The organism is Allobosea sp. P4_H5, assembly GCF_056400825.1.
In genome coordinates, this window is record NZ_JBFUKM010000015.1 from 140,879 (window position 1) to 154,969 (window position 14,091).

At 66.6% G+C, this 14,091-nt stretch carries 14 protein-coding genes; 9 read left to right on the forward strand and 5 right to left on the reverse strand.

Features of this window, described 5'->3' with window-relative positions; genetic code table 11:
* Nucleotides 1-18: 18 nt before the first annotated feature.
* Nucleotides 19-894, reverse strand: a complete 876-nt coding sequence (locus AC1DS0_RS26395; protein ID WP_476817190.1) for an HpcH/HpaI aldolase/citrate lyase family protein — start codon at nt 892-894, stop codon at nt 19-21.
* Between the two features lie 97 nt (nt 895-991).
* Between AC1DS0_RS26395 and AC1DS0_RS26400 the strand changes: the two genes are divergently transcribed.
* The 3 genes from AC1DS0_RS26400 (at nt 992) to AC1DS0_RS26410 (ending at nt 4,570) form a co-directional block, all read left to right on the forward strand.
* Nucleotides 992-2,707, forward strand: a complete 1,716-nt coding sequence (locus AC1DS0_RS26400; protein WP_476817191.1) for a serine/threonine dehydratase — start codon at nt 992-994, stop codon at nt 2,705-2,707.
* Entirely contained in the window at nt 2,704-3,432 is a 729-nt protein-coding gene (locus AC1DS0_RS26405; protein WP_476817192.1) for an aspartate/glutamate racemase family protein, read from the forward strand. The genes AC1DS0_RS26400 and AC1DS0_RS26405 overlap by 4 nt, the downstream gene beginning before the upstream one ends.
* 76 nt (nt 3,433-3,508) lie before the next feature.
* A complete protein-coding gene (locus AC1DS0_RS26410) occupies nt 3,509-4,570 on the forward strand; it encodes a MaoC family dehydratase (RefSeq protein WP_476817193.1) in 1,062 nt (353 codons plus the stop codon).
* 7 nt (nt 4,571-4,577) lie between these two features.
* Here AC1DS0_RS26410 and AC1DS0_RS26415 read toward each other — a convergent pair whose 3' ends face one another.
* Together AC1DS0_RS26415 and AC1DS0_RS26420 are read right to left on the reverse strand one after the other, a co-directional pair.
* A complete protein-coding gene (locus AC1DS0_RS26415; protein ID WP_476817194.1) occupies nt 4,578-4,886 on the reverse strand; it encodes a hypothetical protein in 309 nt (102 codons plus the stop codon).
* Between the two features lie 59 nt (nt 4,887-4,945).
* Nucleotides 4,946-5,782 carry a hypothetical protein gene (locus AC1DS0_RS26420; protein ID WP_476817195.1) on the reverse strand — a complete coding sequence of 279 codons (837 nt, stop codon included), beginning with the start codon at nt 5,780-5,782 and terminating at the stop codon, nt 4,946-4,948.
* A 250-nt stretch (nt 5,783-6,032) separates the two neighbouring features.
* Between AC1DS0_RS26420 and sdhC the strand changes: the two genes are divergently transcribed.
* The 5 genes from sdhC to creD all read left to right on the forward strand — a co-directional run bounded on the left by sdhC (nt 6,033) and on the right by creD (nt 11,150).
* The gene (gene sdhC, locus AC1DS0_RS26425; protein WP_476817196.1) at nt 6,033-6,425 is read left to right on the forward strand and encodes a succinate dehydrogenase, cytochrome b556 subunit; all 393 of its coding nucleotides are present in this window, start codon (nt 6,033-6,035) and stop codon (nt 6,423-6,425) included.
* 12 nt (nt 6,426-6,437) lie between these two features.
* Nucleotides 6,438-6,830: a succinate dehydrogenase, hydrophobic membrane anchor protein gene (gene sdhD / locus AC1DS0_RS26430; RefSeq protein ID WP_476817197.1), complete on the forward strand. Its 393-nt coding sequence runs from the start codon at nt 6,438-6,440 to the stop codon at nt 6,828-6,830.
* A gap of 2 nt (nt 6,831-6,832) precedes the next feature.
* The gene (gene sdhA / locus AC1DS0_RS26435; RefSeq protein WP_476817198.1) at nt 6,833-8,665 is read left to right on the forward strand and encodes a succinate dehydrogenase flavoprotein subunit; all 1,833 of its coding nucleotides are present in this window, start codon (nt 6,833-6,835) and stop codon (nt 8,663-8,665) included.
* A gap of 14 nt (nt 8,666-8,679) precedes the next feature.
* Complete coding sequence (locus AC1DS0_RS26440; RefSeq protein ID WP_476817199.1) at nt 8,680-9,465, forward strand: succinate dehydrogenase iron-sulfur subunit; 786 nt, start codon at nt 8,680-8,682, stop codon at nt 9,463-9,465.
* A gap of 272 nt (nt 9,466-9,737) precedes the next feature.
* The gene (gene creD / locus AC1DS0_RS26445; RefSeq protein WP_476817200.1) at nt 9,738-11,150 is read left to right on the forward strand and encodes a cell envelope integrity protein CreD; all 1,413 of its coding nucleotides are present in this window, start codon (nt 9,738-9,740) and stop codon (nt 11,148-11,150) included.
* A gap of 3 nt (nt 11,151-11,153) precedes the next feature.
* On the opposite strand, the gene AC1DS0_RS26450 is transcribed toward creD, so the two are convergent.
* Both AC1DS0_RS26450 and AC1DS0_RS26455 read right to left on the reverse strand, forming a co-directional pair.
* A complete protein-coding gene (locus AC1DS0_RS26450; RefSeq protein ID WP_476817201.1) occupies nt 11,154-12,398 on the reverse strand; it encodes an NAD(P)/FAD-dependent oxidoreductase in 1,245 nt (414 codons plus the stop codon).
* On the reverse strand, nt 12,395-13,189 hold the full coding sequence (locus tag AC1DS0_RS26455) for a glutamine amidotransferase (RefSeq protein ID WP_476817202.1): 795 nt from the start codon (nt 13,187-13,189) through the stop codon (nt 12,395-12,397). Before AC1DS0_RS26455 ends, AC1DS0_RS26450 begins: the two co-directional genes overlap by 4 nt.
* Before the next feature lie 251 nt (nt 13,190-13,440).
* Between AC1DS0_RS26455 and AC1DS0_RS26460 the strand changes: the two genes are divergently transcribed.
* A complete protein-coding gene (locus AC1DS0_RS26460; protein ID WP_476817203.1) occupies nt 13,441-14,082 on the forward strand; it encodes a TetR/AcrR family transcriptional regulator in 642 nt (213 codons plus the stop codon).
* Nucleotides 14,083-14,091 lie beyond the last annotated feature (9 nt).

Below are 14,091 nucleotides of genomic sequence, written 5' to 3' on the forward strand. Positions count from 1 at the left end.
ATGGCCAGCAAGGTGAACTCAAGCCGCGATCGCCTCGGCCAATGCGACGACGCGCTTGGCCATCTCGGCATGCAGGCGCTCGACCATGCGCCCGTCGAGCTGGATCGCGCCCTTGTCGGCGTTCGCCGGCTCGTCGAAGGCCGAGATGATGGCGCGGGCACGCGCGAGCTCCGTCTCCTCCGGCGCGAAGACGCCGTTCGCCAGCGCGACCTGGTTCGGATGGATCAGGGTCTTGCCGTCGAAGCCGAGATCGCGGGCCTGCTCGCATTCGGCGCGGAAGCCGGCCTCATCCTTGAGGTCGTTGTAGACGCCGTCGACGACGTCGATGCCATGGGCGCGGGCGGCGAGGATCGCCGTGGTCAGCCAGGGCAGCATCGGCGCACGACCCGGCACGAAGCGGGCGCGCGTTTCCTTGGCAAGATCGTTGGTGCCGAGGATGAAGCAGGCGAGGCGCGTCGAGGGATCGCGGGCGGCGCGCGCGATCCTCTCGCAATCGAGGATGGCGAGCGGCGTCTCGATCATCGCCCAGATCTGCGTTTCCGGCTTGGCCCAGAGCCCGGTCAGGCGATGGCCGATCTCGACCAACGTTTCCGGCGAAGAGACCTTGGGGATCAGGATCGCGTCGGGCGCGGCCTCCGTCGCGGCGGCGAGATCGGCGTCGAACCAGGGCGTGTCGATGCCGTTGGTGCGGATGACCAGCTCGCGCCGGCCATAGCCGCCGGCCTTCACCGCGGCGCAGACCTGTTCGCGCGCCAGGTCTTTGGCGTCCGGAGCGACCGCGTCCTCGAGATCGAGGATCAGCGCGTCGGCGGCGATCTCGCGGGCCTTCTCCAAGGCACGGGCATTGGAGCCCGGCATATAGAGGACGCTGCGGCGCGGACGGATGTCGGTCATAGTGTCTCTCCGGATTGAGGGTCGCCGGGTTCGCTGCAGTGCACACTAAGCTGCGCCGCAATGCAATGTCAGTTCTGCGAAAGACGGATGACAGACTGTGAAGGGCTGGATTGCGGGTGTCGATGGCTGCAAGGCCGGCTGGATCGCGGCCTTCGCCGATCTTACAGGACAGGAAGCGCCATTCTTCCGGGTCATTCCGCGCTGGAGCGATCTGCTTGCCGGCCCGCTTATGCCGGATCTGATCGCGGTCGACATGCCGATCGGCTTGCCGGACCGGATCATCGGCTCGGGACGGGGCCCGGAGCAGGCGGTGCGTGCCTTGCTCGGCGAGCGGCAATCCTCGGTGTTCTCGATCCCCTCGCGCAGCGCGGTGCACGCAATCGACTATGCTGAAGCCTGTCTATTGGCGCTTGCGACCTCGGAGCCGCCACGCAAGGTCTCGAAGCAGGGCTTTCATCTCTTTCCGCGCATCCGCGAGATCGACGCCTTGCTGCGGGCCGAGCCGGATTGGCGCGAGCGCATCTTCGAGACGCATCCGGAGCTTGCCTTCGCGACCATGCGCGGGGCGCCGCTGGTGCACCCGAAGAAGATCAAGGGCGTGGTCAACCCGGCGGGAATGGCCGAGCGCCGCGCTTTGCTGCTGGCCGCGGGACTGCCGGAGGCCATCGTCCATGCGAAACCGCCGCGCGGTGCCGCCGCCGATGATGCGCTCGATGCGCTCGCGGCGCTGGTCGTCGCCGGACACATTGCCGCCGGGCGCGGGAAGCCCTTTCCCGATCCGCCGGGACGCGATAGCCACGGTCTACCTATCGCGATCTGGACCTATGTCGCGGATCGCTCCCTCGTCCAGGATCCAGCCATGACAGACAAGCCTGTGCCGCGCTCGATGATCGAGGCTGCGGCTGACCGCATTGCCGGCCATGCCCGCACCACTCCGGTGATGCGGCTCGGCACCGGGGCCTTCGGCTCGCGCGCCGATGTTTCGCTCAAGCTCGAATGCCTGCAGCATGCCGGCTCGTTCAAGACGCGCGGCGCCTTCAACAATCTGCTCTCGTTCGATGTGCCGGCCGCTGGCGTCGCCGCGGCCTCGGGCGGCAATCACGGGGCTGCCGTCGCCTATGCCGCCGGCAAGCGCGGCGTGAAGGCGACGATCTTTGTGCCGGAGATTTCGCCGGCCGCCAAGGTCGAGGCGATCCGCCGCTTCGGCGCCGAGGTCCGGATCGGCGGCGCGCAATATGACGACGCCCAGGCTGCCTGCGACAAGTTCGTGGCCGAAACCGGCGCGCTGAAGATCCACCCCTTCTCGGCCAAGGAGACGATCGCCGGCCAGGGCACGCTCGGCCGCGAATGGCAAAGCCAGGAGCCTGACCTCGACACCGTCCTCGTCGCAGTCGGCGGCGGCGGGTTGATCTCGGGCATCGCCGCCTGGTTCGCCGGCACCAGCGTCAAGGTCGTCGGCGTCGAGCCGGAAGGCTCGCGCTCGCTGCAGGCCGCCTTCGAGGCGAAGGGACCGGTGACGGTAACCGTCGCCTCGGTCGCAGCCGATTCGCTGGGGGCCCGCAATGTCGGCCAGCTGGTCTATGACGTCTGCAAGGACACGGTCGACCATGTCGTGCTGGTGCCGGATGCGGCGATCACCGAGGCTCAAGCGCTGCTCTGGCGCGATTTCCGTCTGGCGGTCGAGCCCGGTGGTGCGGCGGCACTGGGCGCGCTGATCGCCGGCACCTACAAGCCCCAGCCCGGCGAGCGCCTCGGCGTCCTCGTCTGCGGCGCCAATGTCGATCTCGCCAAGCTGATCGAGATCACCGCGTGAGCCGGCGGGGCATCGCGAAGGGCGGCAAGGCGCTCTATGGCGCGCCGCTCGGCGTGCTGATGCTGGAGGCGCGCTTTCCGCGCATCTTCGGCGATATGGGCAATGCCACGACCTGGCCTTTCCCGGTGCTCTACCGCGTCGTCTCCGGGGCGAGCCCGGAGATGGTGGTGCTGAAGGGAGCGGCCGGGCTGCTCCCGGATTTCGTTACGGCGGCGCAGGAGCTGGTCCGGCTCGGCGCCGAGGCGATCACCACCAATTGCGGCTTCCTCTCATTGTTTCAGCAGGAGCTCGCGGCGGCTGTCGGCGTGCCGGTCGCGACCTCCTCACTGATGCAGGTGCCCTGGGTGCAGGCGACCTTGCCGCCCGGCAAGCGCGTCGGCCTCGTCACCGTCTCGGCGGCGACGCTGACGCCGCAGCACCTTGCGGCGGTGGGCGTCCCCGCCGACACCCCAGTGACCGGCACCGAGAACGGCCGCGAGTTCTTCCGCGTGCTGATCAAGGCCGAGAAAGAGGAGATGGACATCGATCTCGCCGAACAGGATGTGGTCGAGGCGGCGCTGCGGCTGGTCAAAGAACATCCCGAGGTCGGCGCCATCGTGCTCGAATGCACCAACATGCCGCCTTATGCGGCTGCGGTGCAGGCGGCGACGGGCTTACCGGTCTACGACATCTATTCGATGATTACCTGGTTCCATGCCGGCCTGCGGCCACGCGACTTCCGCTAGCTCTCCACCATTGGGCCAGCTTTACGGCGGGCCGCGCCGCAGCGCACAATGAAGGCCCGCCGCGAGAGCCGAGCCGATGTCCGAGATTATCAGCAAGACCAACACCGGCCGCTTCTTCGAGGATTTCCGGCTCGGCGAGACCATCGTCCACGCGACGCCGCGCACGGTCACGGTCGGCGACGTCTCGCTCTACACCGCGCTCTACGGGACGCGCTTCGCCGTGCAATCCTCGGATGCCTTCGCCAGGGCGATCGGCTATCCGGTCGCGCCGGTCGACGACCTCCTCGTCTTCCACATCGTCTTCGGCAAGACGGTGCCGGACATCTCGCTCAATGCCGTCGCCAATCTCGGCTATGCCGATGGCCGCTTCCTCAGGCCGGTCTTCCCGGGTGACACGCTCTCGACGACGTCGGAGGTGATCGGACTGAAGCAGACCTCGGGCGGCGATGCCGGCATCGTCTATGTCCGCTCGATCGGCCGAAACCAGCATAATGAGATCGTGCTGAGCTATGCCCGCTGGGTGCTGGTGCGCAAGCGTCGGCCCGGCACGCCGGCGGAGGTCGAGCTGGTGCCGGAATTGCCGAAGAGCGTCGCCCCGGAGGCGCTGGGCGAGGGCTGCCCGCCGCTGCACCCTGCCGCCTATGACGATGCGCTTTCGGGCTCGCCCTTCCGCTGGGGCGACTACCGGGCGGGCGAGCGCATCGACCATGTCGACGGGATGACCGTCGAGGAGGCCGAGCATCAGATCGCGACGCGGCTCTACCAGAACACCGCAAAAGTGCATTTCGACGGCTATGGCGCCCGCGAGACCCGCTTCGGCAAGCGCCTGATCTATGGCGGCCACGTCATCAGCCTGGCACGGGCGCTGTCCTTCAACGGCCTCGGCAACGCCTTCCATATCGCCGCGATCAACGCGGGTCGCCATGTCTCGCCGCTGTTTGCCGGCGACACCGTCTTTGCCTGGAGCGAGGTGCTCGAGGCGGCGGAAGTGCCCGGACGCGAGGATGTCGGCGCGCTCAGGCTTCGCCTCGTCGCGACCAAGAACCTGCCCTGCAACGAGCACCCGCTGAAGCACGCCGACCAGTATGCCGACGGGGTGATCCTCGACTTCGACTACTGGGCGCTGCTGCCGCGCTGAGGCCGCGTCAGCGCGACTTCGTGTCCTCGCCGGTCTTCTTGACGCTGACCTTGCCCTTGGCGTCGATCGTCGCCTCATAGGTCAGGAGGTCGACACGCTCTTCCTGCGAGATCGACACGGTGAAGGAGGTCGTCGAGTTCTGCTTGATCGCGCTGATGCCGCCGCCGCCGACCTGGCTGTAGCTGCGGCTGATATCGGCGAGGATCGCCTCGATGATGCATTTGGAGCGTTCGATCGCGTTCATCTGGCAGCGCTTTCCTGTGGCGTGGGCGGGGCCGAGCAGGCCGGCCATCCCGCTGAGAACGAGAATGAGCATGGGAAGGTTTCGCGCGGTAGGGCGGCGCATCATCGCTGTCCGGTGTGGCTGGATGAAGATCACTTGCGCAAGGGCCGGTGCGTGAGCATGGCGTTCGAGGCGACCTCTGTCGGGATGCGCGGATAGATGCGCTGCGTCTTGGCCTCCCAGTCGGTCGCCGTCAGGACATTGCCCTTGCCCGAGAGCGACACCATCGCCTTGCGCCAGGGGGTAGCGTGGGTCAGGCGCAATTGCATGCCTTGCCCCATCACCGAGTACTTGTCGACATCGGCGACGCCGTAGCAGTTCGAGGCGTTGGTGTTGCCGCCAGGCGGGCAATGCGCCTTGCCGATATCGACATGGCCGAGGCCAAGCAGATGGCCGACCTCGTGGACATGGGCGCGCTGCATGATCGGCTTGCCTTTGCTGTCTTTACCTTTCTTCACCAGGTTGGTGTCGAGGCTGTCATAGAGCTTGGCATGCGAGCCGAACCAGGTTTCGCTTCTGTGCAGCCTGACCACGTCGATCACATGATGGTGGCCGCCAAGCGCGATGTCGCGGTCCTCGATCTTGAGCAGGCACCAGATGTTGGGCCGGTACTTCGTGCCGTTCTTCTCGAACTCGTAGAGCGGGAAATTGTTGGAGAGCCAGAATTTGCCGTTCCAAAACCGGGTCGCGGTATCGACGAAATTCTTTTTCCAGAGATTCCAGCTGCCGGTGGTCCATTTGACGATCTTGCGGCTCGTCTCGGCGGCGTCGCCATAGTCGTGATAGGTGCCATCGGCGGCGCCGGCGGCGGGATTGATCTGCCGGAAGCCGAGCTTCAGCGTCAGCGTCAATTCGGCATTGTTGTAGGGGTCGCAAGTGTCCGTGTTCAGTTCGGCTTCGAACTGCGAGAGGCTCATGCCCAGTTTCATGGATGTTCTCGCCCTGCGGTACGGCCCTGAGGAAAGGGTGGCGAGCAGCGCTTGTCCGGCTTAAAGCGGTTTTCGCAGACCGCGCTCCGGTGGCGCCCGGATCAAGGAAAGTTACAGATTTCGATTTCTGTAACCGCACCATTGCCTGCCGCATTGCAGCACGGGGGCGGTTTCGTTAGACAACCATTCACTCTAGAACGATACCAAGCGATCTTCGCTTCGTGAGCTTGAAGGGTCGGGAGTTCAAGACTTGGCCGAGTCCAGACCGGCGGCACGCCCGCTTTCACCGCATCTGCAGATTTATCGCTGGTCCTGGACCATGGCGATGTCGATCGCCCACCGCGCCACCGGCTCGGCGCTTTATGGCGGCACCCTGCTGATCGCGCTCTGGCTGATCGCTGCCGCCTCCGGCCCGGCCGCCTACGAGACGGCGCAGTGGATCGCCGGCTCCTTCCTCGGCCGGCTCGTGCTGTTCGGCTATACCTTCGTGCTGCTGCATCACATGATCGGCGGCCTTCGCCATTTCGTCTGGGATCTCGGCCACGGCTTCGACCCGCAGACCCGCACGAACCTGGCGAAGTACAGTGTCGTCGTCTCCGGCGGGCTCACCGTGCTCGTCTGGATCATCGCCCTGACGCGCTGAGGAACTAAGCCGATGCTCTCAAACTCCTCGATGCGCACTCCGCTCGGCCGCGTCCGGGGCCTCGGCTCCGCCAGGTCCGGCACCGGCCATTTCTGGCTGCAGCGCCTCACCGCCGTCGCCAACCTCATCCTGGCGATCGGCTTCCTCTGCGTCGTGCTCTCGCTGATCGGCAAGCCCTATGGCGCCGCGATCGCGACGCTGGCCAAGCCGCAGGTCGCGATCCTGATGTTGCTCTTCGTGGTCTCCGGCGTCGTCCACATGCGCCTGGGCATGCAGGTCGTCATCGAGGACTATGTCCATCATGAGGGGCTCAAGATCCTCGCCGTGATGGCCAACACCTTCTTTGCGATCGCGGTCGGCGCCGCCTGCGCCTTCGCGCTCCTGAAGATCTCGTTCGGAGGCTGATCATGGCGATCACCCGCGCCCGCCCCGTCCCGGCCTATACCGGCCAGGCCTACGCCATCACCGACCATACCTTCGACGTCGTCGTCGTTGGCGCTGGCGGCGCGGGTCTGCGTGCCACCGTCGGCTGCTCGCAGGCCGGCCTGCGCACCGCCTGCATCAGCAAGGTCTTCCCGACCCGCTCGCACACCGTCGCGGCCCAGGGCGGCGTCGCCGCCTCGCTCGGCAATATGGGCAAGGACACCTGGCAGTGGCACATGTACGACACCGTCAAGGGGTCGGACTGGCTCGGCGACCAGGACGCGATCGAATATCTCGTGCGCAATGCGCCGGCCGCCGTCTACGAGCTCGAGCATTGGGGCGTGCCCTTCTCGCGCACCGAGGACGGCAAGATCTACCAGCGTCCCTTCGGCGGCATGACCACCGATTTCGGCAACGGCCCGCCGGCCCAGCGCACCTGCGCCGCCGCCGACCGCACCGGCCATGCCATGCTGCACACCCTCTATGGCCAGGCGCTGCGCTACAACACCGAGTTCTTCATCGAGTACTTCGCCATCGACCTGATCATGGACGAGGACGGTCATTGCCGCGGCGTGCTCGCGCTCAAGCTCGATGACGGCACGCTGCACCGCTTCCGCTCGCAGCAGACGATTCTGGCGACCGGCGGCTATGGCCGTGCCTATTTCTCGGCGACCTCGGCCCACACCTGCACCGGCGACGGCGGCGGCATGGTGCTGCGCGCCGGCCTGCCGATGCAGGACATGGAGTTCGTGCAGTTCCACCCGACCGGCATCTACGGCTCGGGCTGCCTGATCACCGAGGGCGCCCGCGGCGAGGGCGGCTACCTCACCAATTCCGAGGGCGAGCGCTTCATGGAGCGTTATGCCCCCAGCGCCAAGGACCTCGCCTCGCGCGACGTCGTCTCACGTTCGATGACGATGGAGATCCGGGCCGGCCGCGGCGTCGGCAAGGACAAGGATCACATCTACCTGCATCTCGACCATCTCGACCCGAAGATCCTGCATGAGCGCCTGCCGGGCATCTCGGAGAGCGCCAAGATCTTCGCCGGCGTCGACGTCACCCGCGAGCCGATCCCGGTGATCCCGACCGTGCACTACAACATGGGCGGCATACCCACGAACTTCCACGGCGAGGTGCTGACCAAGGTCGACGGCGATCCGGACCGGGTCGTGCCGGGCCTGATGGCGATCGGCGAAGCGGCTTGCGTCTCCGTCCACGGCGCCAACCGCCTCGGCTCGAACTCGCTGATCGACCTCGTCGTCTTCGGCCGCGCCGCGGGCCTGCGCTGCGCCGAGACCGTCAAGGCCGGCGAGACGCAGCCGGAACTGCCGGCGAACTCGGCCGACCTCTCGCTCACCCGCCTCGACAAGTACCGCAACGCCAAGGGCGGCACGCCGACCGCGGTGCTGCGCGACAAGATGCAGCGGATCATGCAGAGCAACTGCGCGGTCTATCGCACCGGCGAGACGCTCGAAGAGGGCCACAAGCTCATCCACGAGGTCTGGGGCGGCATCACCGATATCGGCACCACCGATCGCTCGCTGATCTGGAATTCCGACCTGATCGAGACGCTCGAGTTCGAGAACCTGATCACCCAGGCGGTCGTCACCATGGATTCGGCGCTGCAGCGTCCGGAGAGCCGCGGCGCCCATGCCCGCGAGGACTATCCGGACCGCGACGACAAGGACTGGATGAAGCACACGCTCGCCTGGATCGACGACGAGAAGCGCACCGTCACGCTCGATGACCGTCCGGTGCACACCTACACGCTCTCGAACGACATCGAATACATCAAGCCGAAGGCGCGGGTGTACTGAGGACGATCTGACCGATGGCTGAATTCAATCTCCCGCAGAACTCCCGCCTGACCGAAGGCAAGGCCTGGCCGAAGCCGGCCGGTGCCAAGAAGGTCACCGAGTTCAAGGTCTACCGCTGGAACCCCGACGACACCGCCAATCCGCGCACCGATACCTATTATGTCGACCGCGACGATTGCGGGCCGATGGTGCTCGACGCACTGATCTGGATCAAGAACAAGGTCGATCCGACGCTGACCTTCCGGCGCTCCTGCCGCGAGGGCATTTGCGGCTCCTGCGCCATGAACATGGACGGCAAGAACGGCCTCGCCTGCACCACCGGCATCGACGAATGCGGCGGTAAGGGCAAGGTCGCGATCTATCCGCTGCCGCATATGCCGGTGGTCAAGGACCTCGTTCCCGACTTGACCCGCTTCTACGCCCAGCACGCCTCGATCGAGCCCTGGCTCAAGACCACCACGCCGGCGCCCGAAAAAGAGTGGAAGCAGGCCAAGGACGACCGCGAAAAGCTCGACGGCCTCTACGAGTGCATCCTGTGCGCCTGCTGCTCGACCTCGTGCCCGAGCTACTGGTGGAACGGCGACCGCTATCTCGGCCCGGCCGCGCTGCTGCAGGCCTATCGCTGGCTGATCGACAGCCGTGATGAGGCCACCGGAGAGCGCCTCGACGATCTCGAGGACCCGTTCCGGCTCTATCGCTGCCACACCATCATGAACTGCGCCAATGCTTGCCCGAAGGGCCTCAATCCGGCCAAGGCGATTGCCGAGGTCAAGAAGATGATGGTGACACGCCAGGTCTGAGCCTGCCGCCTGCAGAGCGTCATGCTCGGGCTCGACCCGAGCATCTCAGGCCGGAGGAGGCTCCGGTCGGCATCTTCTCGTCATGGGATTCTCGGGTCTGCGCTTCGCTCCGCCCGAGAATGACGCCAAGCCTCAGCGCGGGTCGGTTTCGCACAGCGCGGCTTTCCGCAATTCCGCCGCCGATTCCGCCGTTTTCAGCCCTCAATCGATCATGTCCGCGACAAGACGCCGCGCTCTCCTAGTGACGCTAAGTCACTGCATGAGGGCGAATCATGTCGCAAGAGCAAGAGAACGAGAGCAAGGCTGAACCGCCGTCGTTTCCGTTAGGGATCAACCCAAGGCGCTTCGGGCGCAGTCCCGGCCTGAAATTCTTCGTCATCGGCTTCCTGGCGCTGCTGCTGCTGATCCCGCTGACGTTCGTCTCCAGCTTGCGCAGCGAGCGCTCGGCCACCGCCAATCAGGCTGCCCGCGAGATCGGCGATGCCTGGGGCCGTGAACAGATCGTCGGCGGCCCGGCCTTGCTGGTGCCCTATCTGGTTCCGCCCAAGAACGCCGTCTCGGCGCCGACGCGCGAGGTCGCGGTCTTCCTGCCCGACGATCTCCAGGCGAGCTCGGAGGCGCAGACCGAAATCCGGCGGCGCTCGATCTTCGACGTCCCGGTCTATCGCAGCAAGGTCGCGCTGGCCGCGCGCTTCCTGCCGCCCGATTTCAAGGCGATCACCTCGGAGGAGGTACTGCCGCTCTGGAACGAGGCGGTGCTCGCCGTCGGCGTCGCGGATGTCCGCGGGCTGAAAAACCGGGCCACGGCGCAAATCCGCGACGGAGCCGCGATCGAGTTCGAGCCGACGCTCGGCGCCGGCATCCGCGACGGCAACGGCATCCATGCGACCTTGCGCGGCATCGACCTGACCAAGCCGCTCACCGTCGAGGTCGGGCTCGACCTCAACGGCTCACGCAGCCTGTCGATCGTGCCGCTGGCGAAGAACAGCGCGCTCCGGATGAGCTCCAACTGGCAGCATCCGAGCTTTTCCGGCGCACATCTGCCGGATGACCGGGTGATCGACGCAAACGGTTTCTCGGCCACCTGGCGCGTCTCTCACCTGGCGCGCAACCTGCCGCTCGCCTTCACCCACGACAAGCGTGCCGATGTGACCTTCCTCGCCGGCGGCGTCGGGGCCCGCTTCTACCAGCCGGTCGATCTCTACCAACTCGTCGGCCGCGCCATCAAATACGGCATCCTGTTCGTCGGTGCGGTCTTCCTCGCCGTGTTCGGGCTGGAGCTGGTGGCGCGCGACAACCTCCACGCCGTCCAGTACACGCTCGTCGGCTTCGCACTGGTGCTGTTCTATGTGCTGCTGCTGTCGCTGGCCGAGCATCTCGGCTTCCTGACGGCCTATCTCACGGCAGCCGCGGCGACGACCGCGCTGATCGCACTCTATATCGGCCTCGTCCTGCGCAGTTTCGCACGCGGTGCGGTGCTCGGCCTGATCCTCGCCACCGGCTACGGGCTGGTCTACGCGCTCTTGAAATCCGAGGACTTCGCCCTGCTCGCCGGGGCGATCGGCGCCTTCGTTGCGCTGACGGCACTGATGCTCGGCACGGCCAGGGTCAACTGGTCCGGCCTTGGTGACGGCGTGGCGAAGAGCGTCACCCGTGATCCGGCGCAGCCGAGCGCCCCGGCGTGAGATTCAGGAGAGATAGCGACCCGGCGCGAAAGGCGCCGGGTCGACCGGAGCCGCTTCGCCGCAGACCAGGGCGGCCAAGATCTCCCCCGTCACGGGCCCGGTCGAGAAGCCGATATGCTGGTTGCCGAAGGCGAGCCAGAGACCGGGATTGCGCGGCGCCTCGCCGATCATCGGCAAGGAGTCCGGCAAGGTCGGACGCGAGCCGCGCCAGGTCGTGTCCTCGGCCGGCTCGGTGAGCGGAAAGGCCTCGCGCGCCCGCGGCAATACCTGCTCGATCTGGGCGTGGTCGTCGGGCGCGTCGCGATGGGCGAGCTCGACGCCGCTGGTCAGCCGCAGGCCGAGCTCCATCGGCGCCAGCATGTAGGACGCCTCGACATCGTAGATCGGCCGGTTGAGGAAGCGCCCCTGCGCCGGTTTGTAATGGCGATGATAGCCGCGCTCGACATTGAGCGGCACCTTCAGACCGAGCGGTCGCAGCAGATCGGCGCTCCACGGTCCGAGCGCGACGACTGCGAGATCGGCGTCGTGCTGGGCGCCCTTGGCCGTGACGCGCCAGCCTTCGCCCTGCTTTCCCAGGGCGGTGACCTCGTCGCGCAGGACCGTGCCGCCGCGGGCGGCGAACAAGGCCGCATAGGCCTCGACCACGGCGCCCGGCCAATCGACCGAGGCGCTGTCCTTGTGGTGCAGGGCGGCCGAGAAGATCGGGTTCAGGCTCGGCTCCAGCGCCGATAGCGCCTGGCGGTCGAGCGCCTCGACGCGGACGCCGTGATCCTCGAGGAAGGTTCGGCGCGCTTCGGCGGAGGCCCGGCCGCCCTCGCTGCGCCAGAGCTCGAGGAAGCCGGTGTCGCGCAGGCGCCAGGCGATGCCGGCCTCGGTCATCAGGCGCTTGTGCAGCGGCAGGGAGGGTATGATCAGGCTTTCCAGCGCCGCGACGCGGTGGCCGAGCCGCTCCGGCCTGGCCTGGTTGAGGAAGCTGAGGATCCAGCCGGGATTGGCCAGGAGATGGCCGAGCCGATAGCGCACCGCCGCGTGCCGGTTGCCGAGATATTTCGGCAGGTTCTTCCACAGGCCGGGATTGTTGAGCGGCATGATCGAGGAGCGGCTGATCACGCCGGCATTGCCATAGGAGGTCTCGCGGCCGGGCTCGCGCCGGTCGATCAGCGTGACCTTGAGGCCGCGCTTCTGCAGGGCAAGCGCACAGGAGACGCCGACCATGCCGGCGCCGATGACGATGACGCTGCGACTCACCTGGACAGGTCCGGGGGGAGGGCCGGCTCGGCGAGCCAATGGTCGAGGAAGCCGTCGAGCCAGGCCCGCACCGGCGGATCGTACTGATACCAGCCCTCGAGATGTTGATGGCGGAGCTGCGCGCCCGGCATCAGCGTGCGCTCATGGGCGCGCACCGACCAGCGGCACATCATCGCCAGCGTCACCTCGGGATGGAATTGCAGGCCATAGGCCTTGCGGCCGGCGCGGACCGCCTGGACCGGGAAATCGCCGCCGGTCGCCAGGCATTCGGCGCCGGTCGGGCAGTCGAAGCCCTCGCGATGCCATTGATAGACCGTTCCAGGCCAGATGCTGCCGGTCGTGGCGGCATCAGCGCGGCCGGCCTCCGTCAGGCTGAGCGGGTAGTAGCCGATCTCGGCCCGGCCTTCGGCGTGAGTGTAGACGGTCGCGCCGAGATGGCGGGCCAGCATCTGAGCGCCAAGGCAAAGGCCAAGGAAGGGTGCTTCCTCCTTGAGGCAGACCCCGATCCAGTCGATCTCCGCCTTGACGAAATCATCAGGGTCGTTGGCGCTCATCGGCCCGCCGAAGATCACCGCGCCGGCATGGCCCTGCATGGTCTGTGGCAGCGGATCGCCGAAACGGGGCCTGCGGATATCGAGGGTATGGCCGCGCTCGGCGATGAGGCGGCCGACGCGACCAGGCGTCGAATGCTCCTGATGGAGCACGATCAGCACCGGTTTGCGCGGTGGCAGGGCGTCGAGGCGAGTGCGGAGCCGGCGACGGGTCTCGAAGCGATAGGACAGATCGTTCATCGCGGCGTTCGATTGCGCTCCCGAGACCGGATTCTCCATACCGGACAACACTTAAAATGCGGTTTGCCGGCCCTCGCGGCAAGCAAATTATGCGCCATGGCCAGCATGGCGGAGGCCAGCGCCGTGCATGCTCCGTGCAATCTTCCATCAATAGTCTTCTGGCAATGCAACCTCCAGTGACCGCATCGGTTGACTTTCGAGCCAGGCTCAGGCATGAGAATGAACATTCATTCTCATCATTCCAAAGAAGCATGTCGCAGGTCATCACCTCCTTCTCGGCCGAACGCGGCCTCTCTGAGCGCCATGTCCGCATCCTCGATGCGGCCGAGCGCGTCTTCGCGCGCGCCGGCTTCCACGCGGCGACGATGAACGATATCGCCGCCGAGGCCGGGATGAGCCCGGGCAACCTCTACCGCTACTTCTCCTCGAAGGACGCGATCATCGGTGGCATCAGCGAGCGCGACCGGACCGAGGTCGCGGCCGATTTCGCCCAGCTCGACCCAAGCAAAGGCGGCTTGCTCGACCAGCTCGAGGAGCTCGGCCGCCAGCACATGGTGCGCAAGCCGCGCGAGAAGGCGATCATCGCGCTGCAGATCTGGGCCGAGGCGTCACGCACGCCCGAGATGGCGCAGATCTGTGCCGGTTTTGACGAGGTGGTCGAGCAAGGCCTCGGTGCTGCCGTCGCGGCCGCCAAGGCGAGCGGCGAACTTCCAAGCAATCTCGATCAAGCGCGTTTCCTGACGGCGCTGTTCATGATGGCGGACGGCTTCTTCTGCCGGCGTGCCGTCGATCCGAATTTCGACGCCGCCGCCGGCGCCGAAGCCCTCTTCGCCGCGATGCGGGGATTGGCGCAGACCATGCTGCTGCCGCCCGCCGACGGCCAAACTTCGTAAGAAGGCCGA

Bases quoted from the DNA above. Each gene is read 5' to 3' on its own strand.
- AC1DS0_RS26395 (WP_476817190.1), bottom strand. From the start codon at position 894: ATGACCGACATCCGTCCGCGCCGCAGCGTCCTCTATATGCCGGGCTCC.
- AC1DS0_RS26410 (WP_476817193.1), top strand. From the start codon at position 3,509: ATGTCCGAGATTATCAGCAAGACCAACACCGGCCGCTTCTTCGAGGAT.
- AC1DS0_RS26415 (WP_476817194.1), bottom strand. From the start codon at position 4,886: ATGCTCATTCTCGTTCTCAGCGGGATGGCCGGCCTGCTCGGCCCCGCC.
- AC1DS0_RS26420 (WP_476817195.1), bottom strand. From the start codon at position 5,782: ATGAAACTGGGCATGAGCCTCTCGCAGTTCGAAGCCGAACTGAACACG.
- sdhD (WP_476817197.1), top strand. From the start codon at position 6,438: ATGCTCTCAAACTCCTCGATGCGCACTCCGCTCGGCCGCGTCCGGGGC.
- sdhA (WP_476817198.1), top strand. From the start codon at position 6,833: ATGGCGATCACCCGCGCCCGCCCCGTCCCGGCCTATACCGGCCAGGCC.
- AC1DS0_RS26440 (WP_476817199.1), top strand. From the start codon at position 8,680: ATGGCTGAATTCAATCTCCCGCAGAACTCCCGCCTGACCGAAGGCAAG.
- creD (WP_476817200.1), top strand. From the start codon at position 9,738: ATGTCGCAAGAGCAAGAGAACGAGAGCAAGGCTGAACCGCCGTCGTTT.
- AC1DS0_RS26455 (WP_476817202.1), bottom strand. From the start codon at position 13,189: ATGAACGATCTGTCCTATCGCTTCGAGACCCGTCGCCGGCTCCGCACT.
- AC1DS0_RS26460 (WP_476817203.1), top strand. From the start codon at position 13,441: ATGTCGCAGGTCATCACCTCCTTCTCGGCCGAACGCGGCCTCTCTGAG.